The following is a 23,426-nucleotide window of genomic DNA, read 5'->3' on the forward strand; positions in this document are numbered from 1 at the left end:
TACGAGCGCTATCCCGGGCATTTTCATGAAACAAATGACTATTCTTGGTTCGACAGGGTCTGTCGGCACCAGCACGCTTTCCCTTGTCCGGTCTAATCCTGACGACTTCACCGTTAAAGCACTGGTTGCAGGGCGTAATGTTGACGTTATGGCGCAGCAGTGCCTTGAATTTCAACCGGCTTACGCTTCAATGGCGGATGAAGCTTCTGCACGCGCGCTGAGAGCCATACTGGCTGAACAGGGAAGCCGTACTGAAGTGCTATCCGGTCAGGATGCTGCCATAGAACTGGCGGCACTTGATGATGTGGATCAGGTGATGTCGGCTATCGTGGGTGCGGCTGGCTTGTTACCGACACTCGCTGCGGTCCGTGCCGGTAAACAGGTACTTCTGGCCAACAAAGAGTCGCTGGTCACCTGCGGGCGTATCTTTATGGATGCCGTTCGTCAAAGTCAGTCTCAGCTTCTGCCTATCGACAGCGAACACAATGCGATTTTTCAGAGCCTGCCAGAAGCTGTTCAAAAACAGCTGGGTTTTGCTTCTCTCAAAGAACACGGAATTTCCCGCATTATCCTGACCGGTTCCGGCGGCCCGTTCCGCGAACTCCCTTTGGATCAGTTTAGCGACGTGACGCCTGACCAGGCCTGTGCTCATCCAAACTGGTCAATGGGGCGCAAGATTTCCGTGGACTCAGCCACCATGATGAATAAAGGCCTTGAATACATTGAGGCTCGCTGGCTATTTAATGCCTCTGCGGCAGAGATGGAAGTTATCATTCATCCGCAATCCGTCATCCATTCCATGGTCCGTTATTGCGACGGGAGCGTACTGGCTCAGCTGGGCTCGCCGGATATGCGCACACCTATTGCACACGCGATGGCCTATCCGCAACGTGTGAAGACTGATGTAGAAGCGCTGGATTTCTGCAAAATGGGTGCCATGACCTTCGGAGCGCCTGATTATGCGCGTTATCCGTGCCTGCAACTGGCCATTGAAGCCAGCAATACCGGGCAGGCTGCCACTACGGCGCTGAATGCCGCCAATGAAATTTCCGTCGCTGCTTTCCTCAATGGTGAACTCCGCTTTACTGATATTGCTTCTCTTAACCGCGAGGTTATGGAGCAACTGGTGAGTGCCGAACCCGATTCTGTTGAGGAAGTGTTGCAGATTGATGCATTGGCGAGGGCGCGTGCGAAAGATAAACTTCGTACTTTTGCGGTCTAGGCCTGTTTTAGTACTTATGCAGCAGTTTGTTAGCATCACACTGAGATGATATAGTCTGCGCCACACTGGCAGTAGATTTGGCTTTTCAGAGACTGAATGTTACAGGTGGAATCGGTGAGCTGTCAGTTAAGCCGTGCCTGAAAGGGAGACACGGCTTTTTTGCGCGTGTAGTCGCATTAGCGACAAATAGGTGCAGCGCCAGCTGGCTATTCTGGTGTAAGCCTGAAGAGCGTTATGCCAGCCTGAAAGCCGTTGTGTTCTGATAAAAGGAAATGAGTACGCGTTATGTCCCTCGAAAATCAACAGATGTCTGATATGTGTTGCTCTCAACCTCGCCATGTTGCCATTATCATGGACGGTAACGGACGCTGGGCAAAACGTCAGGGTAAAATGAGGGTATTTGGTCATAAAGCGGGAGTGAAGTCAGTGCGCAAAGCCGTGAGTTTTGCTGCCAGTCATCACCTCGATGCGCTCACGCTTTATGCCTTTAGTAGTGAAAACTGGAATCGCCCGGCTCAGGAAGTTTCCGCACTCATGGAATTGTTCGTTCGTGCTTTGGACAGTGAAGTGAAAAGCCTGCACAAACACAATGTCAGGCTGCGAATCATCGGCGATGTTAGTCGCTTTAGTGCTCGTCTGCAGGAACGCATTCGTCGTTCAGAAACACTTACTCAAAATAATGACGGTTTGACGCTCAACATCGCTGCGAATTACGGCGGCCGATGGGATATTATTCAAGGCGTTAAGACACTGGCTGGTCAGGTTGAAGCCGGTACACTGCGGGCAGAGCAAATTACAGAAGAGTTGCTGAATTCAGCGGTCTGTATGAGCGAACTGGCACCCGTCGATTTGGTGATCAGAACCGGTGGGGAACATAGGATCAGTAATTTCCTGTTGTGGCAGATTGCCTATGCAGAGCTGTATTTTACCGATGTCCTCTGGCCTGATTTTGATGAAAATACCTTCGAAGGTGCGCTGACTGCTTTTGCACAACGCGAGCGCCGTTTCGGGGGGACTACACCTATCGGCGCTGATGCGTCCTAGGGAGAACATTTGCTGAAGTATCGCATTATCACAGCTTTGATTTTAATACCGATTGTTATTGCAGCACTCTTTCTGCTACCACCGGTAGGTTTCGCCATCGTCACCTTAGTTGTGTGCATGCTGGCTGCGTGGGAGTGGGGGCAACTGGCGGGTTTTGCAACACGTAATCAGCGTATCTGGCTTGCCATACTCTGCGGTTTTTTGCTGGCCGCCATGTTGCTGAGCATACCGGCTTATCAGCAAAGTGTGCATCTGATGCAGGTTGGGGGTTCTTTATGGGCCGGCCTTGCATGGTGGTGTGTGGCGCTGGTGTTAGTGGTGGGGTATCCGGCTTCGGCAGGATTCTGGCGCCATTCCCGCGTGTTGCGGGTAATATTTGGTGTGCTGACGATTGTGCCATTCTTCTGGGGCATGATCGCATTGCGCCAATATGGTTATGCTGAGAATCATCACACTGGCGCATGGTGGTTGTTATATGTGATGCTACTCGTCTGGGGGGCAGACTCCGGGGCGTATCTGTTTGGTAAATTATTTGGTAAGCACAAACTGGCACCCAAAGTCTCACCGGGTAAAACCTGGGAAGGGTTTGCCGGCGGTCTTCTGACTTCTGCCCTGATAGCCTGGTTGTTTGGCCGCTATGCACCATTAACTGTGCAGCCTTCAATCCTGCTGATTTGTTCCGTTGTCGCAGCGCTGGCTTCTGTGCTGGGCGACCTGACGGAAAGTATGTTCAAACGCGAGGCAGGAATCAAAGACAGTGGTCATATGATCCCTGGCCACGGCGGAATACTCGATCGTATCGACAGCCTGACGGCTGCGGTGCCTGTATTCGCCTGTCTGATGCTGTTAGTGTATTAATCCGTCGCAGACGGTGATGTTTCTAAGGAATAGTTAGACATATGATGAACATACTCTGGAGCCTGGCCGCCTTTATCGTTGCATTGGGGGTGCTTATCACCGTGCACGAGTTCGGCCATTTCTGGGTTGCTCGTCGCTGTGGTGTGCGTGTAGAACGTTTCTCTGTCGGTTTTGGACGTGCGCTCTGGCGCAAAACTGACCGGCAGGGGACTGAGTATGTGCTGGCCATTATTCCTCTCGGCGGCTACGTCAAAATGCTCGACGAACGAGTCGAAGCCGTTGCTCCTGAATTTCGTCATCAATCATTCAATAACAAAAAGGTCTGGCAACGTGCTGCTATCATCAGTGCCGGACCGATTGCCAATTTCATTTTTGCCATTTTTGCGTACTGGCTGGTCTTCGTGATCGGCGTGCCCAGCGTGCGTCCTGTTATCGCGAACATCACTGCAAATTCAATCGCTGCGCAATCGAATATTTCATCAGGTATGGAACTAAAGTCTGTTGCGGGTATCGAAACGCCTGATTGGGAATCAGTTCGTATGGCGTTAATGGGCGAAATTGGTGATGATCAAACGACCGTAGGTGTTGCGCAGTTTGGCTCATCTCAGGTCGTTGAGAAAACTCTGGATTTGCGCCAATGGCAGTTTGATCCTGAAAAACAAGATCCGGTCGTTTCTCTGGGTATGATTCCCAGAGGTCCGCAGATAGAATCTGTTCTGCAGGAAGTGCAGCCTGGTTCAGCTGCCGAAAAGGCGGGTTTGCAAGCCGGGGACAGGATCGTTAAAGTCGATGGTCAGATTCTGGAAAGTTGGCAGTCGTTTGTCATTCAGGTTCGTGACAATCCGGGCAAACCTATCGCGCTGGGAGTAGAGCGGGGGGGAGATTCGGTCGCTTTAACATTAACGCCGGACACGAAGTCCGCAGGTAAAGGCAAAATACAGGGTTTTGCTGGCGTGGTACCGAAAGTGATACCGCTGCCTGACGAATTTAAAACAATCCGTCAGTATGGTCCGTTTGTGGCGTTTTATGAGGCCGGGGATAAAACCTGGCAACTGATGAAACTCACTGTGAGCATGCTGGGTAAGTTAATTACCGGAGATGTGAAGCTGAACAATCTGAGTGGCCCAATATCCATCGCACAGGGCGCAGGAATGTCAGCAGAGTATGGTTTGGTGTCGTACCTCACGTTTTTGGCACTCATTAGTGTCAATCTGGGGATCATCAACCTCTTCCCATTACCGGTATTAGATGGTGGACACCTGCTCTTTCTCGCAATAGAAAAGCTAAAAGGTGGGCCAGTTTCCGAGCGAGTTCAGGACTTCAGTTACCGCATTGGTTCAGTTTTGCTGGTGTTGTTGATGGGGCTTGCACTTTTCAATGATTTCTCCCGTCTTTAAGGCCGGAGATTAGGTTAGGAAGAACGCATAACAACGATGGCGATCAAAAAGTTGCTCATAGCGTCGCTGCTGTTTGGCAGCGCCACCGTATACGGTGCAGACGGTTTCGTAGTGAAAGATATTCATTTCGAAGGCCTGCAGCGAGTTGCCGTCGGTGCGGCGTTACTCAATATGCCGGTTCGCGTCGGTGATACGGTTACTGACGATGATATCAGTAACACCATTCGTGCATTGTTTGCCACTGGCAACTTTGAGGACGTCCGCGTCCTGCGCGATGGTGATTCTCTGATTGTTCAGGTCAAAGAACGCCCAACTATTGCCAGCATCACTTTCTCCGGTAACAAATCGGTGAAAGATGACATGCTCAAGCAAAACCTGGAGGCCTCTGGCGTCCGTGTTGGCGAAGCGCTTGACCGCACCACCATCGGCAGTATCGAGAAAGGTCTCGAAGACTTCTATTACAGCGTGGGTAAATACAGTGCGTCGGTGAAAGCGGTTGTGACCCCTTTACCGCGTAACCGTGTTGACCTGAAACTGGTCTTTACCGAAGGTGTCTCTGCCAAAATTCAGCAGATCAACATTGTAGGTAACCACGCCTTTACAACTGATGAACTGATCTCACGCTTCCAGCTGCGTGATGAAGTGCCATGGTGGAACGTCGTCGGTGATCGTAAATACCAGAAACAAAAACTCGCGGGTGACCTTGAAACCCTGCGCAGTTTCTATCTGGATCGCGGTTATGCCCGTTTCAATATTGATTCGACTCAGGTCAGCCTGACGCCGGACAAGAAAGGCATCTACATCACGCTGAACATTACAGAAGGTGAGCAGTACAAACTTTCTGGCGTGGAAGTGACTGGCAGCATGGCGGGTCACTCAGCAGAAGTTCAAAGCCTGACAAAAATTGATAAAGGCGAGCTGTATAACGGCGCCAAAGTCACCAAAATGGAAAACGACATCAAACAGATGTTGGGGCGTTATGGTTACGCTTATCCACGTGTGACGACACAGCCAGAAATTAATGATGCAGACAAAACCGTTAAGCTGCACATCAACGTTGATGCGGGTAACCGTTTCTACGTGCGTCATATCCGCTTTGAAGGCAATGACACCAGTAAAGACAGCGTACTGCGCCGTGAAATGCGTCAGATGGAAGGTGCCTGGTTAGGCAACGATCTGGTCGATAAAGGCAAAGAGCGTCTGAACCGTCTGGGTTATTTCGAAACTGTCGATGTTGATACGCAGCGTGTTCCGGGTTCACCGGATCAGGTTGATGTGGTCTACAAGGTGAAAGAACGTAACACCGGTAGCTTCAACTTTGGTGTGGGTTACGGTACAGAAAGTGGTGTCAGCTTCCAGGTCGGTGTCCAGCAGGACAACTGGCTGGGAACGGGTAACTCTGTCGGCATCAGCGGTACCAAGAACGATTACCAGACGTACGCGGAATTCACTATTACTGACCCATACTTCACCGTTGACGGCGTAAGTTTGGGTGGTCGTATCTTCTATAACGACTTTAAAGCTGATGATGCCGATCTCTCCAGCTATACCAACAGAAGTTATGGTATTGGCGGGAACCTGGGCTTCCCGATTAATGAGAATAACTCATTACGTCTGGGTCTGGATTATGTTCATAACGATCTGTCCAATATGGAACCTCAGATTGCTATGTTCCGTTATCTGAACTCTGTTGGCCTACAACCTGCTGTCACGACCAGTGACAACGCGGATGCTGACTTCAGCGCGGATGACTTCTTCGTGAATCTGGGTTGGGGTTATAACAACCTTGACCGTGGCTACTTCCCGACTTCAGGGACTAAAGCCAGTCTGAACGGTAAAGTTACTGTTCCGGGCTCTGATAACGAATATTACAAAATTACTTTCGATTCAACCAGTTACTTGCCACTGAATCAGGATCGTGATTGGGTGCTGATGGGCCGTGCGCGTGCAGGTTACGCAGATGGTCTGGGCGGTAAAGAAGTGCCGTTCTACGATAACTTCTATGCCGGCGGTTCAAGCAGTGTTCGTGGTTTCCAGTCGAACACCATCGGTCCTAAAGCAGCGTATTACAAATGTACTACTGCTAATACCTCTTACAGCACCTGTCCGATCGATAACTCGAACGATGCAGTGGGTGGTAACGCAATGGCGGTAATGAGTGCGGAACTGATTGTTCCTACTCCGTTCGTCAGCGAGAAATATGCGAATTCACTGCGTACTTCCCTGTTTGTGGACAGTGGTACAGTGTGGGATACCGGTTGGGAAAATACCCCAGAGTCTCTGGCCGCGGGCGTTCCTGACTATAGTAAACCAGGCAACATTCGTGTTTCTTCAGGTCTTGCATTGCAGTGGATGTCTCCACTGGGACCATTGGTCTTCTCTTATGCACAACCTGTTAAGAAATATGAAGGCGATAAGGCAGAACAGTTCCAGTTTAACATTGGTAAAACCTGGTAACGTCCTGCCTGGGCAGAATTTGTTCAGAAGAATCGCAAAGGCCAGATGCTGAATTTGATACACGGGTCTCGGCCCGTGTATCGTTTTCTTATCGGGTGTTTTGTGTAATTTACTGTGCCATCTGGCACAAACGGGTGATGGAAGGAGTTTATAGTGAAAAAGTGGTTATATGCCGCAGGCCTCGGTTTAGTTATGGCTTCTTCAGCTAGCGTTCAGGCTGCTGATAAAATTGCTATCGTTAACGTAGCAAGCATTTTCCAACAAATGCCTGCTCGTGAAGCAGTAGCAAAACAGCTGGAAAACGAGTTCAAAAGCCGTGCGACAGATTTGCAATCTCAGGAACGTGATCTGCAAACCAAAATGCAACGTCTGCAACGTGATGGCTCTACCATGAAAGCCAGCGATCGTTCAAAACTTGAAAAAGACGTTATGGCTCAGCGTGAAGCTTTCTCTTCTAAAGCGCAGCAGTTCGAGCAAGACAACCGTCGTCGTCAGGCTGAAGAACGTAACAAAATCCTGAGCCGTATTCAGGATGCTGTTAAATCTGTCGCGAGCAAAGAAGGTTATGATGTTGTTATCGATGCAAACGCCATCGCGTATGCAAACAATGACAAAGATATTACTGCTGATGTGCTGAAACAGGTTAAATAAACATGTCTTCAATTCGACTGGCTGATCTGGCACAGCAGTTGGATGCACAATTGCACGGTGATGGCGAAATTGCCATCACCGGCGTTGCTTCAATGCATTCCGCACACTCTGAGCAAATCACGTTTTTATCAAACAGCCGTTACCGTGAACAGTTGGCTTCTTGCAATGCAGGTGCCGTAGTGTTGACGGAAGCGGATCTGCCATTTTGCCCTACAGCGGCATTAGTGGTTAAAAACCCTTACCTGACCTATGCGCGTATGGCGCAGTTGCTGGATACCACGCCAGCACCGGCACATGATATTGCCGCGAGTGCGGTGATTTCTGACAGTGCTTCTTTGGGTAAGAATGTCTCGGTTGGCGCAAATGCAGTCATCGAATCCGGCGTTGTACTGGGTGATAACGTCATCATCGGTGCCGGCTGCTTTATCGGTAAAGACGCGAAAATAGGGGCGGGAACCCGACTTTGGGCTAACGTTTCTATTTATCACCGCGTTGAGATTGGCGAACAATGTCTGATCCAGTCCGGAACAGTCATTGGCGCTGACGGTTTTGGTTACGCTAACGATCGCGGTAACTGGATCAAAATTCCTCAGCTCGGCACGGTAATTATCGGTGACCGGGTTGAAATTGGCGCCTGTACCACAATCGACCGTGGCGCGCTGGATGACACCATTATCAGCAACGGCGTTATTATTGATAACCAATGCCAGATTGCACACAACGTCGTGATTGGAGACAATACGGCGGTTGCCGGTGGTGTTATCATGGCCGGTAGTCTGAAAATCGGACGCTATTGTCAAATTGGCGGAGCCAGTGTTATCAACGGTCACATGGAGATTTGTGACCAGGCTGTCGTGACGGGAATGGGAATGGTAATGCGACCAATCACCGAACCTGGGGTATACTCCTCCGGTATCCCGTTACAACCGAATAAAGTTTGGCGTAAGACGGCTGCATTGGTAATGAATATTGACGAGATGAATAAGCGCTTGAAAGCTGTCGAGCGTAAAATCGAAAAAGACTAATTACCACCTACGATGCTGCTTTGTGTTCCCTTTGTTGAGTGAACCTGCGACATACGTTCCTATTTGCGGCCTGCCTGATGACCTTCTTTTGGGGTCTGGCAGGCCGTGTTATTGATGCCATCAGTTTTTATAGACAGGAAGAGTATTTTGACTACTGACACTCATACTCTGCGTATTGAAGAGATACTGGATTTATTGCCACACCGTTACCCGTTCTTGCTGGTTGACCGCGTGCTGGACTTTGAAAAAGGGAAATTTTTGCGCGCCGTGAAAAACGTTTCTTTTAACGAGCCGTTCTTCCAGGGGCATTTCCCGGGTAAACCTATTTTTCCAGGCGTTTTAATTCTGGAAGCGATGGCTCAGGCCACCGGTATTCTGGCGTTTAAAAGCGTAGGAAAACTGGAACCGGGCGAATTGTATTATTTTGCAGCAATCGACGATGCACGTTTTAAACGTCCGGTCTTACCAGGTGACCAGATGGTTCTGGAAGTTGAATTCATTAAAGAGCGTCGTGGCGTTGCTCGATTCAAAGGTGTCGCGAAAGTTGATGGTGAGATCGCTTGCGAGGCATCAATGATGTGCGCCCGTCGCCGGGAGTCTTAATACATGATTGATAAAACCGCCTTTATTCATCCAAGCGCTATTGTTGAAGACGGTGCCGTAATCGGCCCTAAAGTCCATATCGGTCCTTTCTGCTACGTGGGATCCCAGGTAGAAATTGGTGAAGGTACTGAGCTTAAATCACACGTAGTGATTAATGGCGTGACCAAAATTGGTCGCGATAACCGCATTTTCCAGTTCGTTTCCATTGGTGAAATTAACCAGGATCTGAAATATGCCGGTGAACCAACACGCGTTGAGGTCGGCGATCGCAACAATATTCGTGAGAGCGTTACCATTCATCGTGGTACCGTTCAGGGCGGTGGTCTGACAAAAGTGGGCAGCGATAACCTGTTAATGGTTAACGCGCATATTGCCCACGATTGTGTCATTGGTAATCGCTGTATTCTGGCGAACAACGCGACCCTCGGTGGTCACGTTGAAGTTGATGATTTCGCGATCATTGGCGGTATGACGGCGGTGCATCAGTTCTGTATTATCGGCGCGCATGTCATGGTGGGTGGATGTTCCGGGGTTGCTCAGGACGTTCCTCCGTTTGTGATTGCGCAGGGTAACCATGCGACACCTTTCGGTATCAATATTGAAGGGCTTAAGCGTCGTGGTTTCGAAAAAGCCGATCTGCATGCTATCCGCAATGCCTATAAGTTACTGTATCGCAGCGGTAAAACGCTGGAAGAAGCCCAGCCGGAAATCGCTGCTATTGCGGCTGAATTCCCGAAAGCTAAACCCTTCAGTGATTTTTTCGCCCGCTCAACGCGCGGCATTATTCGCTGATCTGGGCTACGGAAAACAATGCAAAAGCCTGTTCTGACAATTGGCCTGGTGGCCGGTGAAACGTCCGGTGACATTCTTGGCGCCGGGCTGATTCGAGCCTTGAAAAAGCATCATCCTGATGCCCGTTTTGTGGGTGTCGCAGGTCCGCTGATGCAGGCGGAAGGATGCGAAGCCTGGTACGAAATGGAAGAACTGGCGGTGATGGGCGTGGTGGAAGTTCTTGAACGGCTGCCACGCCTGTTGAAAATCCGCAAAGATCTGACTCAGCGTTTTAGCGAACTCAGGCCTGATGTGTTTGTGGGCATCGATGCCCCGGACTTTAACATCACGCTGGAAGGCCGCCTGAAGCAGCGTGGTATCCGCACGATTCATTATGTAAGCCCGTCTGTCTGGGCCTGGCGACAAAAGCGTGTTTTCAAAATCGGGAAGGCGACAGATTTAGTTCTGGCATTCCTGCCTTTTGAAAAAGCGTTCTATGACAAATTCAATGTTCCCTGCCGTTTCATTGGTCATACCATGGCTGATGCGATGCCGTTGCATCCTGATAAACAGGCGGCACGTCTGGCGTTAGGGATCCCTGAAGAAGTTCATTGCCTGGCGTTATTACCGGGAAGTCGTCATGCGGAAGTGGAAATGCTCAGCGCAGATTTCCTGAAAACCGCATTGCAATTGCGACAGACCTATCCTGATTTACACATCGTTGTACCACTGGTCAATGCCAAACGTCGCGAACAGTTCGAGCGCATCAAGGCTGAAATTGCGCCTGATTTACCTGCTCACTTGCTCGATGGTAAAGGCCGTGAAGCGATGATTGCCAGTGACGCGGCATTGCTGGCTTCAGGGACGGCAGCGCTCGAATGTATGCTGGCGAAATGCCCGATGGTGGTGGGCTATCGTATGAAGCCGTTCACTTTCTGGCTGGCTGAGCGTCTGGTGAAAACGCCGTACGTGTCATTGCCAAACCTGCTGGCAAGACGCGAAATCGTTACCGAATTACTGCAAACCGAATGTGTGCCTGAAAAGCTTTCTGTTGCGTTGCTGCCTTTACTGGCCGGTGGCGAGAAAAGCCACGAGCTGCGCGAAACGTTCCTTGAACTGCATGAAAGCATCCGCCGTGATGCAGACGAACAGGCTGCTCAGGCCGTCATGGAGCTGGCAAACCGATGAGCGAAGTATTTATCTATCCGCAGGCCGTATGTATTGCGGGTGTGGATGAAGTGGGACGTGGTCCGTTAGTGGGCGCCGTGGTGACGGCTGCGGTGATCCTTGATCCTGCCAATCCGATTAAAGGTCTGGCGGATTCTAAAAAATTGTCTGAAAAGCGCCGTGAGGCGTTGTACATCGAGATTAAAGAGAAAGCGCTGGCCTGGAGCCTCGGGCGCGCCGAACCGCACGAAATCGATGAACTGAATATTCTGCATGCCACCATGCTGGCCATGCAAAGAGCGGTTGCTGGTTTGGTTATCACGCCTGATATGGTGCTGATTGATGGCAACCGCTGCCCTAAACTTCCGATGGCGTCACAGGCGGTAGTGAAAGGGGACAGCAAAGTCGCTGAAATCAGCGCTGCTTCAATTCTGGCTAAAGTCACCCGTGATCGCGAAATGGTTGAACTGGATCTTCAGTTCCCTGAATATGGTTTTGCGAAGCACAAAGGTTACCCTACGCCGGTGCATCTCGAAAGCCTTGCCCGCCTTGGAGCAACAGCACATCACCGTCGAAGTTTCTCTCCGGTGAAACGCGCGCTCGGGCTGGCATAACGCGTCACTTGTTCCTGCCCCGTTTTGCGGGGTATACAACCCTTAATTCACTCATTTCTGGACTCTGGATATGGCCGAACCTCGTTTTATTCATCTGCGTGTACATAGCGACTATTCCATGGTGGATGGGCTCGCGAAAGTGGGCCCGCTTGTGAAATGCGCAGCGTCACTCGGCATGCCCGCTCTGGCGATTACCGATTTCACCAACCTTTGCGGACTGGTGAAATTTTATGGTGCTGCTCACGGTGCCGGTATTAAACCGATTATCGGTGCAGACCTGAATGTGCAGAGTGAAATCCTCGGGGATGAGCTGGCTCAGCTGACCGTTCTGGCGATGAATAATCAGGGCTATCAAAATCTGACGCTGCTCATCTCCAGAGCTTACCAGCGCGGTTATGGCGCAGCCGGACCGATTGTCGACCTCCAATGGCTGGCGGAGCTGAACGAAGGCCTGATCCTGCTCTCCGGCGCGAGAATGGGCGACGTCGGTAAGTTCCTGATCCGCGGCAATGATTTGCAGGTCAATCAGTGTCTCGATTTCTACCAGCAGTATTTCCCTGACCGCTATTACCTCGAATTAATCCGCACCGGTCGTCCGGAAGAAGAGAACTATCTTCATGCTGCCGTTGCGCTGGCGACAGAACGTGGTCTGCCAGTCGTGGCCACCAACGACGTACGTTTTATGGTACCGACCGACTTCGATGCCCATGAAATCCGCGTTGCTATCCACGACGGTTTTACTCTCGACGACCCTAAACGCCCGCGTAATTATACTTCGCAGCAATACATGCGCAGTGAAGACGAAATGTGCGAGCTGTTTGAAGATGTTCCCGAAGCGCTGCAAAATAGCGTGGAAATCGCCAAACGCTGTAACGTGACCATCCGACTGGGCGAATATTTCCTGCCCCAGTTCCCGACCGGTGATATGACCACGGAAGACTTCCTGGTCGAAAAATCAAAAATCGGTCTGGAAGAACGCCTCGAGTTTTTATTCCCGGATCCTGAAGTGCGTGCTCAGCGACGTCCTGAATACGACGAACGTCTGGATATCGAACTTAAAGTGATCAACCAGATGGGATTCCCCGGATACTTCCTGATCGTTATGGAATTCATCCAGTGGTCGAAAGATAACAGCGTGCCGGTTGGTCCCGGTCGTGGTTCCGGTGCCGGTTCTCTGGTGGCGTATGCGCTGAAAATTACCGATCTGGATCCCCTTGAGTTTGACCTGCTCTTCGAACGTTTCCTTAACCCTGAACGTGTTTCCATGCCCGACTTTGACGTCGACTTCTGTATGGAGAAACGCGACCGGGTTATCGATCACGTTTCTGAAATGTACGGTCGTGAAGCCGTTTCGCAGATCATCACTTTCGGTACGATGGCTGCCAAAGCGGTTATCCGCGATGTGGGACGCGTCCTCGGTCATCCTTACGGCTTTGTTGATCGCATTTCAAAACTGGTGCCACCTGATCCGGGGATGACACTGGAAAAAGCGTTTGCCGCAGAACCTCAGTTGCCAGAAATTTATGAGGCTGATGAAGAGGTTAAATCGCTGATTGACATGGCCCGTCAGCTGGAAGGTGTCACCCGTAACGCCGGTAAACACGCTGGTGGGGTGGTCATCGCGCCAACCAAAATTACCGATTTCGCGCCGTTATATTGCGATGCTGAAGGTAACCATCCGGTTACTCAGTTCGATAAAAACGACGTTGAATATGCCGGGCTGGTCAAGTTTGACTTCCTCGGTCTGCGCACGCTGACCATCATCGACTGGGCGCTGGCAATGATTAACGCCCGCCGCGAGAAAGCCGGTGAGCCGCCGCTGGACATTGCGGCTATCCCGCTCGATGACAAGAAAAGCTTCGACATGCTGCAACGCTCGGAAACCACGGCGGTATTCCAGCTTGAATCGCGCGGTATGAAAGATTTGATCAAACGACTGAAGCCAGACAGCTTCGAAGATATGATCGCACTGGTGGCGCTGTTCCGTCCGGGGCCTTTGCAGTCCGGCATGGTAGATAACTTTATCGACCGTAAACACGGGCGCGAAGAGATTTCCTATCCAGATATTCAGTGGCAGCATGAATCCCTGAAACCTGTACTGGAGCCGACTTATGGCATCATCCTGTACCAGGAACAGGTCATGCAGATTGCGCAGGTTCTGGCGGGTTATTCGCTGGGTGGCGCAGACATGCTTCGTCGTGCGATGGGTAAGAAAAACCCGGTTGAAATGGCCAAGCAGCGTGGCGGCTTTGAAGATGGTGCCAAATCTCGCGGCATTGACGGCGAACTGGCGATTAAAATCTTCGACCTGGTAGAGAAATTCGCCGGTTATGGATTTAACAAATCTCACTCCGCAGCTTATGCTTTAGTGTCGTATCAGACGCTGTGGCTTAAAGCGCACTATCCGGCAGAATTCATGGCGGCGGTAATGACCGCGGATATGGATAACACCGAGAAAGTGGTCGGGTTGGTCGATGAATGCTGGCGTATGGGGCTGAAGATTCTGCCGCCTGATATCAACAGCGGTTTGTACCATTTCCACGTGAACGACGAAGGTGAAATTGTCTACGGTATTGGCGCCATCAAAGGCGTGGGCGAAGGCCCGATTGAAGCCATTATCGAAGCGCGTAACGAAGGCGGCTATTTCAAAGAGTTGTTTGATCTCTGCGCGCGCGCTGATGTTAAAAAACTGAATAAACGCATTCTCGAAAAACTGATCATGTCCGGTGCCTTTGACCGCCTCGGGCCACACCGTGCTGCGCTGATGAGCTCTCTGCCGGACGCACTCAAAGCGGCGGATCAGCATGCTAAAGCTGAAGCGATTGGTCAGGTGGATATGTTTGGTGTTCTGGCAGAAGCGCCGGAACAGGTCGAAAAATCTTACGCTAACGTGATGCCGTGGCCGGAACAAACGGTGCTGGATGGTGAGCGCGAGACGCTTGGGCTGTATCTGACCGGCCATCCGATCACACAGTATCTGAAAGAAATCGAGCGTTATGGCGGCGGCCAGCGCCTGAAAGATATGCACCCGACGGAACGGGGCAAAATGACCGTCGCAGTGGGACTGGTGCTTGCTGCACGTGTCATGGTCACCAAGCGCGGTAACCGCATTGGGATCTGTACACTGGATGACCGCTCAGGTCGTCTGGAAGTCATGTTGTTCACCGAAGCATTGGAAAAATTTCAGCATTTATTGGAAAAAGACCGTATCCTTATCGCCACAGGACAGGTCAGCTTTGATGACTTCAGTGGCGGGCTTAAAATGATGGCCCGCGATGTAATGGACATCAGTGAAGCACGGGAAAAATATGCTCGCGGTCTTGCTATATCGCTGACTGACAGGCAAATTGATGACCAGCTTTTGAACCGTCTCCGCCAATCGTTGGAACCTCATCGATCGGGGACGATACCAGTGCATCTGTATTACCAACGAGAAAACGCAAGAGCCCGGCTACGATTCGGGGCGTCATGGCGTGTTACGCCAACAGACAAACTGTTGCTGGATTTGCGAGGCCTGGTCGGTAGTGAGCAGGTGGAACTGGAATTTGACTAAAATAGGAATGCTATGAGTCTGAATTTTCTTGATTTTGAACAGCCGATTGCGGAACTGGAAGCGAAAATTGACTCGCTGACTGCAGTCAGCCGTCAAGACGAAAAATTAGATATTAATCTGGACGAAGAAGTTGCACGCTTGCGCGAAAAGAGCGTTGAACTGACTCGTAAGATTTTCTCTGATCTGGGTGCCTGGCAAATTGCCCAACTGGCGCGCCATCCTCGTCGCCCTTACACCCTGGATTACATCAAACATATCTTTACCGATTTTGATGAACTCGCAGGTGATCGTGCCTTCGCAGACGATAAAGCTATCGTTGGCGGTCTCGCCCGTTTAGGTGAACGTGCCGTGATGATCATTGGTCATCAGAAAGGCCGTGAAACCAAAGAGAAAATTCGTCGTAACTTCGGTATGCCTGCGCCGGAAGGGTATCGCAAAGCGTTACGCCTGATGGAAATGGCCGAACGTTTCAAACTGCCAATCATCACCTTTATCGACACTCCGGGTGCTTATCCTGGTGTTGGCGCTGAAGAACGTGGTCAGTCTGAAGCTATCGCCCGTAACCTGCGCGAAATGTCCCGCCTGAATGTTCCGGTTATCTGCACCGTTATCGGTGAAGGTGGTTCCGGTGGCGCACTGGCGATCGGCGTTGGCGACAAAGTTAACATGCTGCAATACAGCACCTATTCGGTAATTTCACCGGAAGGTTGTGCGTCTATCTTGTGGAAGAGCGCGGATAAAGCGCCTCTGGCTGCGGAAGCAATGGGTATTGTTGCGCCACGCCTGAAAGAGCTGAAACTGATCGACTCCGTGATCCCGGAGCCTTTGGGTGGCGCTCACCGCAACGTCGAAGCCATGGCAGCTTCTCTGCGTGCACAACTGGAAGCTGATCTCAGCGATCTGGATGTTCTCAGCACTGAAGAACTGCGTAACCGTCGTTATCAGCGTCTGATGACTTACGGCTACTGCTGATTTGCGAGTGATTTCGAAAAGGCCATGCTTATGCATGGCCTTTTTTATTGCCAGTTTTTCACCCGGACTTTCCTGCAGTCTTACCTGTAATCTTAAAATCACCCCCGTTTTACCTAAACTCACCAGCAAAGGGTACACAGCAGCGACCAACCGTGTTTCTATTAATGCCTGAGAGAAAAAACAACATAAGGATTTGTCAGATGAATATTATCGCTATCATGCGCCCGGAAGGGGCTTACTACAAAGAGGAGCCAATCCGCGAACTGGATAGCGCACTGACGCTTCTTGGGTTTCAGATAATTTATCCGCGTGACCGCGCTGACTTACTCAAACTCATCGAAAACAATGCCCGGATCTGTGGTGCGATTTTCGACTGGGATCAGCACAGCGAAGAGCTGTGTACCGAAATTAACGAACTTAATGAATACCTGCCGCTTTATGCTTTCATCAATACGCATTCGACACTGGACGTTGACGTCAATGAAATGCGTATGGTGTTGTATTTCTTTGAGTATGCGTTGAGTGCGGCCGATGATATTGCTAAACGCGTCCGACAGTACACCGATGAATATATTGATACGATTACGCCGCCGCTGACAAAAGCGTTATTCAATTATGTGGAAGAAGGGAAATACACCTTCTGTACACCAGGGCATATGGCCGGTACGGCTTTTTTGAAAAGTCCGGTTGGAACACTATTCTATGATTTTTTCGGCGCTAAAACGCTGAAAGCGGATGTGTCGATTTCGGTAACTGAGTTGGGTTCTTTGCTCGATCACACCGGCCCGCATCTTGAGGCCGAAGAATATATCGCGCGAACGTTTGGCTCTGAACAGAGCTATATCGTTACCAATGGTACCTCGACGGCGAACAAAATTGTCGGCATGTATGCAGCACCTGCAGGAAGCACAGTGCTGATTGACCGCAACTGTCATAAATCACTCGCGCATCTGATGATGATGACTAATATCGTGCCGGTCTATTTGCGCCCGAACCGTAATGCTTACGGCATTCTTGGCAGCATCCCGCAGCATGAATTCACCCGTGAAAGCATCGAAGAGAAAATTGCCCAGACCGAGAATGCCTCCTGGCCGGTTCACGCGGTCATAACCAATTCCACTTACGATGGTCTGTTGTACAACACCGATTACATCAAGAATACGCTGGATGTTCCGTCGATTCATTTCGATTCTGCATGGGTCCCGTACACCAACTTCCATCCGATTTATGATGGCAAAAGCGGAATGAGCGGGGAGCGGATCCCGGGGAAAGTCATCTACGAAACGCAATCAACACACAAGTTACTGGCGGCTTTCTCGCAGGCTTCAATGATTCACATTAAGGGTGATTACAACGAAAGCACCTTTAACGAAGCTTACATGATGCACACCACAACCTCGCCAAACTACGGCATTGTCGCCTCGGCGGAAACGGCAGCGGCGATGTTGCGCGGGAACCCCGGACGACGTCTGATCAACCGCTCAGTGGAACGTGCCCTGCATTTTCGTAAAGAGATCCAAAGGCTTCGCGAAGAGACTGACGGCTGGTTCTTTGATATCTGGCAGCCCGAACATATTGATGAAGCGGAATGCTGGCCGCTGAATCCGGATCAAAACTGGCACGGTTTTGCCAACGCCGATACCGATCATATGTATCTGGATCCGATCAAAGTGACCATCCTGACACCCGGCATGAATGAAATGGGTAAGCTGGAAGAGGAGGGGATCCCGGCGGCGTTAGTGGCGAAATTCCTGGATGAGCGCGGCGTGGTGGTGGAAAAAACCGGTCCGTACAATCTGCTTTTCCTGTTCAGTATCGGCATTGATAAAACCAAATCTATGAGCCTGATGCGCGGGCTGACCGATTTCAAACGCAGTTATGATCTCAATTTGCGGGTCAAGAATATGCTGCCAGATCTCTATGCGGAAGATCCTGATTTCTATCGCAACATGCGTATTCAGGATCTGGCGCAGGGGATCCACAAGCTGATCGTCCGCCACGACTTGCCGCGATTAATGCTGGAAGCATTCGATGTATTGCCGGAAATGAAAATGACGCCGTACGAAATGTTCCAGCATCAGGTTCGCGGACATATAGATGAATGTGATATCGATGATCTGATCGGCAAAGTATCCGCCAACATGATACTGCCTTATCCGCCGGGCGTGCCGGTAGTGATGCCGGGAGAAATGATCACCGAAGAAAGCCGCGCGGTGCTCGATTTCCTGATTATGTTGTGCTCGATAGGTGAACGTTATCCTGGCTTTGAAACCGATATTCATGGAACGCGTCTCACAGAAGACGGACGCTATCTGGTGAAAGTCTTAAAACTTCCGGAAGCGGAGTAACAAACAGCCCTCTTCGTGAGGGCTTTTTATTGACGACTCCGGACAGCCTGAGTAACGTTCACGTCAGAAATTAACAGGACATGACTATGCTTAATCTTCGCCAGATCCATCACATTGCTATTATTGGCTCCGATTATGAGAACAGCAAACACTTCTACTGCGAGATTCTCGGGTTCACGTTGCTGGGCGAGTTTTATCGTGAAGAGCGTGATTCCTGGAAGGCCGATCTGGCACTCAATGGTCATTACACCATTGAGTTGTTCAGCTTCCCGCAACCACCGGCACGACCAAGTCGTCCGGAAGCCTGTGGATTACGCCATCTGGCTTTTAGCGTGGACGATATCGAACAGTCCATTTCTGCACTCACTGCGGCGGGCGTTGTCAGTGAACCGGTAAGAATCGATCCTTATACCGGTAAAAAATTCACCTTCTTTAATGATCCTGATGGTTTGCCGCTGGAACTGTACGAATCCTGAATATCCTATGAACTCAAAAATTGCCGCGACATTTCTGACTGAACATCTGCGCCATAAAATCGGTGACTCACGAAAACTTTGCGTGGCATTCAGCGGTGGGCTGGATTCGGCTGTTCTGCTGGCCGGGCTGGCGGAGTTACGTGATACCACGCTACCGCAGGTCGAACTGCGTGCGCTGCATATTCATCATGGATTAAGTCAGTTTGCGGATGACTGGATGGCGCACTGTCAGGCGTTTTGTCATCAGCGGAATATCCCTTTTTCTGCGGTAAAAGTTCAGGTGGATGCGCAGGACGGCGGCATAGAAGCGGCCGCAAGAACGGCACGCTATCAGGTTTTTGCAGCCAATCTGGCTGAGAATGAAATATTACTGACTGCTCAGCATCTTAACGATCAATGTGAAACCTTTATGCTGGCGCTCAAGCGGGGCAGCGGACCCGCCGGTCTTTCCGCGATGAGCGCGGACAGTTCGGTTCACGGTTATCGTTTGTTGCGGCCTTTGCTGGATCTCAGTCGTGAGCAGCTTGAAGAATTTGCGGCACAACTTCAGCTCAGCTGGATTGAAGACGACAGTAACCGGGATGCCCGTTTTGATCGCAATTTTCTGCGGCTGGATATTTTGCCCGCTCTTTACCAGCGCTGGCCGCATTTTGCCTCTGCCACCGCCCGCAGCGCATTGCTCTGCGCCGAGCAGGAAACGTTACTGGACGAATTACTCATCGAGTCGCTCTGCGCGTTAACCGACGATCAGGGAAGTTTGGCAGTCGAGGGTTTGAAGGCGTTTTCATCCGTCAGGCGCTCTGCGCTGTTGCGTCGCTGGCTGGCATCGCGTGGTGCAAAAATGCCTTCACGGGAACAGTTGCAAAGAATATGGGACGAAGTGGCGCTCAGTCGCGAAGATGCGCAGGCACAGTTAGTGCTCGGCACTTTGGTCATCAGACGTTTTCGCCAGCGTTTGTATTTACTGCCAGAATTCCAGTCACTTAAAGATGTGGTGATCCGCTGGGATCCGGCTGAGAAATTAACGTTACCCGACGGGCTGGGTTATCTGAAGGCCGATCCGGCTCCGGCCTTGCAGATGGCTGAATGTGTGATCCGCCAGCCTCGCGCTGATGAAAAGGTCATTGTGCGTTTTAAGGCGCACGGTGTTATCGAAAAAGTCGGACGGGATCGGGCGCGTCAGGCAAAAAAACTGTGGTCTGAGCTGGGCGTTCCGCCGTGGCAGCGGGATCGTATTCCATTGATTTATTACGATGAACAGCTGATGGCTGCACCGGGATGGTTCACCACCCGCCAGTCTCAGCCCGAAAATAATGAAGCGCAGTGGCAGATCGTCTGGTCGGCTCTGCAATAAAAGAATTGAACAGTTTATTTGGGTGAACCTTATTCGCCCTGGGAGTGGTGATGCCGGTGACAATCGTTAAAAAGACAGTGATAAGGGCATTAACAGGGTGCGTGACGTTAATGCTCATCTCTTTACCGGCCTTGGCAGGCGGTAACATTACTGACGGGCAGTCAAAATCTGCCAGTTGCGCGGCATGTCATGGCGCAACGGGTAAAGCCGTTAATTCAATTTACCCTAATCTGGCAGGCCAAAATGCCGATTATCTGGCGCTTTCTTTACATGCTTACAAGAAAGGTGAGAGAAGTGGCGGGCAGGCAGGCGTGATGCAGGCTTTTAGTTCGTCATTATCCGATCAGGATATCATTGATTTGTCGGCGTACTACGCCAGTCTGACGCCACTGAAATAAGTCTGCCCTCAGAAATGCAAACGGGCAATCCTGAGATTGCCCGTTAGGTAAATTGACGGCAGTTGACGCTATTCAGCGCTGACCACAACGGTGCCAATTTCCGGATGGCTGAAGCTTTCAATGTGATCTAATCGCAGATCCCGTTGCTCGCCGTTCGCCTCAACCACCAGATATTCCACTTTTTTACGCATTAACAGATCGTTGGCTTTTGCCTCAACAATTTCTCCGCTACGCATCTTCAGCGTCAAAACCAGGTGATGCTGGCAGGCGAGCTCGAGATTATCGTAGTCATCACAATTGATGGGTTGGTACTCATCATTCATCGACATAATCGCTCACCAATAAGTTAGCGGCGGCATAGGCCGCCTGGTCCCTAACGGAAGACGGAAGTTCAGCGTTTGCTGCCACTTCGTCCAATGCTTTCAATACACAGCCCAACGCATCGGGCACATATCCGAGATCGCCACTGGCGATTTCAGAATATCTACGGCGCACCAACTCACAGTATTGTTGCATAACTTCTCCCTAAAAAGCGTATCCCTCTGAGGAAAGCGCAGAAAGATAAACTCTCAGTATTTAACGACTATAGCACAGGAGAGTGTGAGTTATTAGCGGGTCTGTAAAGGTAAATCGTTTGCGTAAAGCCATTATTGAGGATGACCATCGGGGGAAAACTGGTCGCGGCAGGACGCTTTCAAGTACACTGTGCGTCTATTATCAAGGGGTTTACCATGGCGTTAAAAGCAACTATTTATAAAGCAGCAGTCAATATCGCCGATATGGATCGCAATTTCTTTCATGATGCCAACCTGACACTGGCGCAGCATCCTTCCGAAACAGAACAACGCATGATGCTGCGTTTGCTGGCGTGGATTTATCATGCTGACGAAAGACTGGTGTTTACCCGCGGATTAAGCGCGGAAGATGAGCCAGAAATCTGGCGTAAGAATGACCACAACGGTATCGAATTGTGGGTCGAATTAGGATTACCTGATGAGAAGCGTCTGAAAAAAGCCTGTAACCAATCGCGCGAGGTTGTGCTTTACGCGTATGGTGAGCGTGCGGCGAAGGTCTGGTGGTCGCAAATCGAAGGGAAAGTCAGAGGTTTTGAGAACCTGCGCATCCGTTACATAGAAGATGAGTTACTGACTCAGCTGACAGCTTTTGGCAGCCGTACCATGAATTTGCAGGCGACCTTGCAGGACGGAACTATTTGGCTTTCTGATGCTCAGAGTAATTTAGAAATTCATTTTTCTGAATGGAAAGAGTCTGTTGTAAAAGAAACCAGGTAATCAGCGTGTTAATCCTTTCCGGAAAAGTTGAAATACCCGACAGCGAAATCGAATTAACCGCGATACGCGCTCAGGGTAACGGCGGCCAGAACGTCAATAAAACATCAACGGCTATTCATTTACGCTTTGATATTAAAGCGTCGAGTTTGCCAGAATATTACAAAGAGCGGTTAATGGCGTTCAATCATCATTCTGTTACCGCCGACGGCTGGGTCATTATTAAGTCCCAGGAATACCGGAGTCAGGAGATGAATCGTGAAGCCGCTCTGGCACGGCTTGGGGCATTGATTTCACAAGCGATGGTGGTAGAAAAACCACGACGGGCAACAAAACCTACCCGGGGGTCTAAAATTCGTCGGGTAGAAAGTAAAGTTCGCAAGGGTGCAACGAAAGCATTGCGGGGCAAGATACGTTAGCCCTAAATTCGTGCTGCAGGACAATTTTTATCGCAGCACTGTGGAATAGCAGTAGGGGAGAAACTGTGAAAAAAATCATTACAGGAGCAGTGCTGGCGCTCGGGGCGTTATCGTTGTTCGGCTGTCATACCGCCGCATTTAACCATGAGAAGCCTTTGCAGGCGATGCAGCAGAGTTACAGCGGTGTGTTGCCCTGCGCAGATTGCAGTGGGCTGGAGACGTCACTTTTCCTGCAACAGGACGGAACGTATATCCTGCAGGAAATTTATCAGGGAAGTAAGGACGGCGATCAGGCGTTCGCCAGTTACGGAAGCTGGGCGCGGACGGCCGACAAACTGGTACTCACTGGAAATGATGGTGAGAAGCGTTACTTCCATCCGAAAGATGAAAATCTTGAAATGCTGGATATGAGCGGCGAGCCTGTTACTTCTCAGTTCAACTATACCCTGAAGCCAGTGCAGCAGAGTTTGCCTAAGACACCGATGGCGCTGACCGGAATGATGCAATACAGCGCGGATGCAGCATCATTTAAAGATTGCGCCACCGGTAAAGTGTTCCCGATGTCGGCAAATAAATCACTGGAAGAAGGCTATCTTGCAGCACGCAAAGCACCGAACCAGCTGGTTTTCCTTTCGATGGATGGTCATTTCATGACCGAACCGTCAATGGAAGAAGGACAGATGCAGAAAGCTATTGTGGCGGATAAAAACGTTAAGTTTGACGCAACGAAGTCCTGTCCTTAAATCAAAAGCGGCCAGCGCAGCACAAACTGAATTGCATAAAGAGAAATGCCCGCATAAAGCGGGCA

22 protein-coding genes are annotated in these 23,426 nt (G+C 50.5%); 20 read left to right on the forward strand and 2 right to left on the reverse strand.

Annotation, left to right across the window (positions count from 1 at the left end; genetic code table 11):
* Positions 1 to 25: 25 nt before the first annotated feature.
* The 17 genes from ispC (at position 26) to J1778_RS04295 (ending at position 20,910) form a co-directional block, all read left to right on the forward strand.
* The gene (ispC, locus tag J1778_RS04215) at positions 26 to 1,222 is read left to right on the forward strand and encodes a 1-deoxy-D-xylulose-5-phosphate reductoisomerase (RefSeq protein ID WP_217172128.1); all 1,197 of its coding nucleotides are present in this window, start codon (positions 26 to 28) and stop codon (positions 1,220 to 1,222) included.
* Positions 1,223 to 1,507: 285 nt separating this feature from the next.
* The gene (gene ispU, locus J1778_RS04220; protein WP_095923213.1) at positions 1,508 to 2,266 is read left to right on the forward strand and encodes a (2E,6E)-farnesyl-diphosphate-specific ditrans,polycis-undecaprenyl-diphosphate synthase; all 759 of its coding nucleotides are present in this window, start codon (positions 1,508 to 1,510) and stop codon (positions 2,264 to 2,266) included.
* A gap of 9 nt (positions 2,267 to 2,275) precedes the next feature.
* A complete protein-coding gene (gene cdsA / locus J1778_RS04225) occupies positions 2,276 to 3,124 on the forward strand; it encodes a phosphatidate cytidylyltransferase (RefSeq protein WP_217172129.1) in 849 nt (282 codons plus the stop codon).
* Between the two features lie 41 nt (positions 3,125 to 3,165).
* The gene (gene rseP, locus J1778_RS04230) at positions 3,166 to 4,521 is read left to right on the forward strand and encodes a sigma E protease regulator RseP (protein WP_217172130.1); all 1,356 of its coding nucleotides are present in this window, start codon (positions 3,166 to 3,168) and stop codon (positions 4,519 to 4,521) included.
* A gap of 36 nt (positions 4,522 to 4,557) precedes the next feature.
* Complete coding sequence (gene bamA / locus J1778_RS04235) at positions 4,558 to 6,978, forward strand: outer membrane protein assembly factor BamA (RefSeq protein WP_217172131.1); 2,421 nt, start codon at positions 4,558 to 4,560, stop codon at positions 6,976 to 6,978.
* 153 nt (positions 6,979 to 7,131) lie between these two features.
* Positions 7,132 to 7,629, forward strand: a complete 498-nt coding sequence (gene skp / locus J1778_RS04240) for a molecular chaperone Skp (protein ID WP_112288332.1) — start codon at positions 7,132 to 7,134, stop codon at positions 7,627 to 7,629.
* Positions 7,630 to 7,631: 2 nt separating this feature from the next.
* Complete coding sequence (lpxD, locus tag J1778_RS04245; RefSeq protein ID WP_217172132.1) at positions 7,632 to 8,654, forward strand: UDP-3-O-(3-hydroxymyristoyl)glucosamine N-acyltransferase; 1,023 nt, start codon at positions 7,632 to 7,634, stop codon at positions 8,652 to 8,654.
* Between the two features lie 114 nt (positions 8,655 to 8,768).
* Positions 8,769 to 9,257: a 3-hydroxyacyl-ACP dehydratase FabZ gene (fabZ, locus tag J1778_RS04250; RefSeq protein ID WP_120163110.1), complete on the forward strand. Its 489-nt coding sequence runs from the start codon at positions 8,769 to 8,771 to the stop codon at positions 9,255 to 9,257.
* A gap of 3 nt (positions 9,258 to 9,260) precedes the next feature.
* Complete coding sequence (gene lpxA, locus J1778_RS04255) at positions 9,261 to 10,049, forward strand: acyl-ACP--UDP-N-acetylglucosamine O-acyltransferase (RefSeq protein ID WP_217172133.1); 789 nt, start codon at positions 9,261 to 9,263, stop codon at positions 10,047 to 10,049.
* A gap of 18 nt (positions 10,050 to 10,067) precedes the next feature.
* A complete protein-coding gene (gene lpxB / locus J1778_RS04260; protein ID WP_217172134.1) occupies positions 10,068 to 11,216 on the forward strand; it encodes a lipid-A-disaccharide synthase in 1,149 nt (382 codons plus the stop codon).
* The gene (gene rnhB / locus J1778_RS04265; RefSeq protein WP_217172135.1) at positions 11,213 to 11,809 is read left to right on the forward strand and encodes a ribonuclease HII; all 597 of its coding nucleotides are present in this window, start codon (positions 11,213 to 11,215) and stop codon (positions 11,807 to 11,809) included. Before lpxB ends, rnhB begins: the two co-directional genes overlap by 4 nt.
* A 70-nt stretch (positions 11,810 to 11,879) precedes the next feature.
* Positions 11,880 to 15,362 (forward strand): DNA polymerase III subunit alpha, encoded by a 3,483-nt coding sequence (gene dnaE / locus J1778_RS04270; RefSeq protein ID WP_217172136.1) that lies wholly within the window; start codon positions 11,880 to 11,882, stop codon positions 15,360 to 15,362.
* 12 nt (positions 15,363 to 15,374) lie between these two features.
* Entirely contained in the window at positions 15,375 to 16,334 is a 960-nt protein-coding gene (gene accA / locus J1778_RS04275) for an acetyl-CoA carboxylase carboxyl transferase subunit alpha (RefSeq protein ID WP_217172137.1), read from the forward strand.
* A 200-nt stretch (positions 16,335 to 16,534) separates the two neighbouring features.
* A complete protein-coding gene (locus J1778_RS04280) occupies positions 16,535 to 18,682 on the forward strand; it encodes a lysine decarboxylase LdcC (protein ID WP_217172138.1) in 2,148 nt (715 codons plus the stop codon).
* A gap of 86 nt (positions 18,683 to 18,768) precedes the next feature.
* On the forward strand, positions 18,769 to 19,158 hold the full coding sequence (locus tag J1778_RS04285) for a VOC family protein (RefSeq protein ID WP_217172139.1): 390 nt from the start codon (positions 18,769 to 18,771) through the stop codon (positions 19,156 to 19,158).
* A gap of 7 nt (positions 19,159 to 19,165) precedes the next feature.
* Entirely contained in the window at positions 19,166 to 20,512 is a 1,347-nt protein-coding gene (tilS, locus tag J1778_RS04290) for a tRNA lysidine(34) synthetase TilS (RefSeq protein WP_217172140.1), read from the forward strand.
* 110 nt (positions 20,513 to 20,622) lie between these two features.
* Positions 20,623 to 20,910 carry a c-type cytochrome gene (locus tag J1778_RS04295; protein ID WP_217172141.1) on the forward strand — a complete coding sequence of 96 codons (288 nt, stop codon included), beginning with the start codon at positions 20,623 to 20,625 and terminating at the stop codon, positions 20,908 to 20,910.
* A 68-nt stretch (positions 20,911 to 20,978) separates the two neighbouring features.
* On the opposite strand, the gene rof is transcribed toward J1778_RS04295, so the two are convergent.
* Together rof and J1778_RS04305 are read right to left on the reverse strand one after the other, a co-directional pair.
* The gene (gene rof, locus J1778_RS04300) at positions 20,979 to 21,239 is read right to left on the reverse strand and encodes a Rho-binding antiterminator (RefSeq protein WP_015696107.1); all 261 of its coding nucleotides are present in this window, start codon (positions 21,237 to 21,239) and stop codon (positions 20,979 to 20,981) included.
* Complete coding sequence (locus J1778_RS04305) at positions 21,226 to 21,426, reverse strand: YaeP family protein (RefSeq protein WP_013574215.1); 201 nt, start codon at positions 21,424 to 21,426, stop codon at positions 21,226 to 21,228. The genes rof and J1778_RS04305 overlap by 14 nt, the downstream gene beginning before the upstream one ends.
* Before the next feature lie 215 nt (positions 21,427 to 21,641).
* Here J1778_RS04305 and J1778_RS04310 point away from each other — a divergent pair, with 215 nt between their 5' ends.
* From J1778_RS04310 to nlpE, 3 genes are all read left to right on the forward strand, one after another.
* Positions 21,642 to 22,202, forward strand: a complete 561-nt coding sequence (locus J1778_RS04310) for a YaeQ family protein (protein WP_120508882.1) — start codon at positions 21,642 to 21,644, stop codon at positions 22,200 to 22,202.
* The gene (gene arfB, locus J1778_RS04315) at positions 22,169 to 22,618 is read left to right on the forward strand and encodes an alternative ribosome rescue aminoacyl-tRNA hydrolase ArfB (protein WP_238484559.1); all 450 of its coding nucleotides are present in this window, start codon (positions 22,169 to 22,171) and stop codon (positions 22,616 to 22,618) included. The genes J1778_RS04310 and arfB overlap by 34 nt, the downstream gene beginning before the upstream one ends.
* A gap of 65 nt (positions 22,619 to 22,683) precedes the next feature.
* Positions 22,684 to 23,361: an envelope stress response activation lipoprotein NlpE gene (nlpE, locus tag J1778_RS04320; protein ID WP_217172143.1), complete on the forward strand. Its 678-nt coding sequence runs from the start codon at positions 22,684 to 22,686 to the stop codon at positions 23,359 to 23,361.
* The last annotated feature ends 65 nt before the right edge of the window (positions 23,362 to 23,426 follow it).

Origin of the sequence: Rahnella bonaserana (assembly GCF_019049675.1) — a bacterium.
GTDB classification, from domain to species: Bacteria; Pseudomonadota; Gammaproteobacteria; order Enterobacterales; family Enterobacteriaceae; genus Rahnella; species Rahnella bonaserana.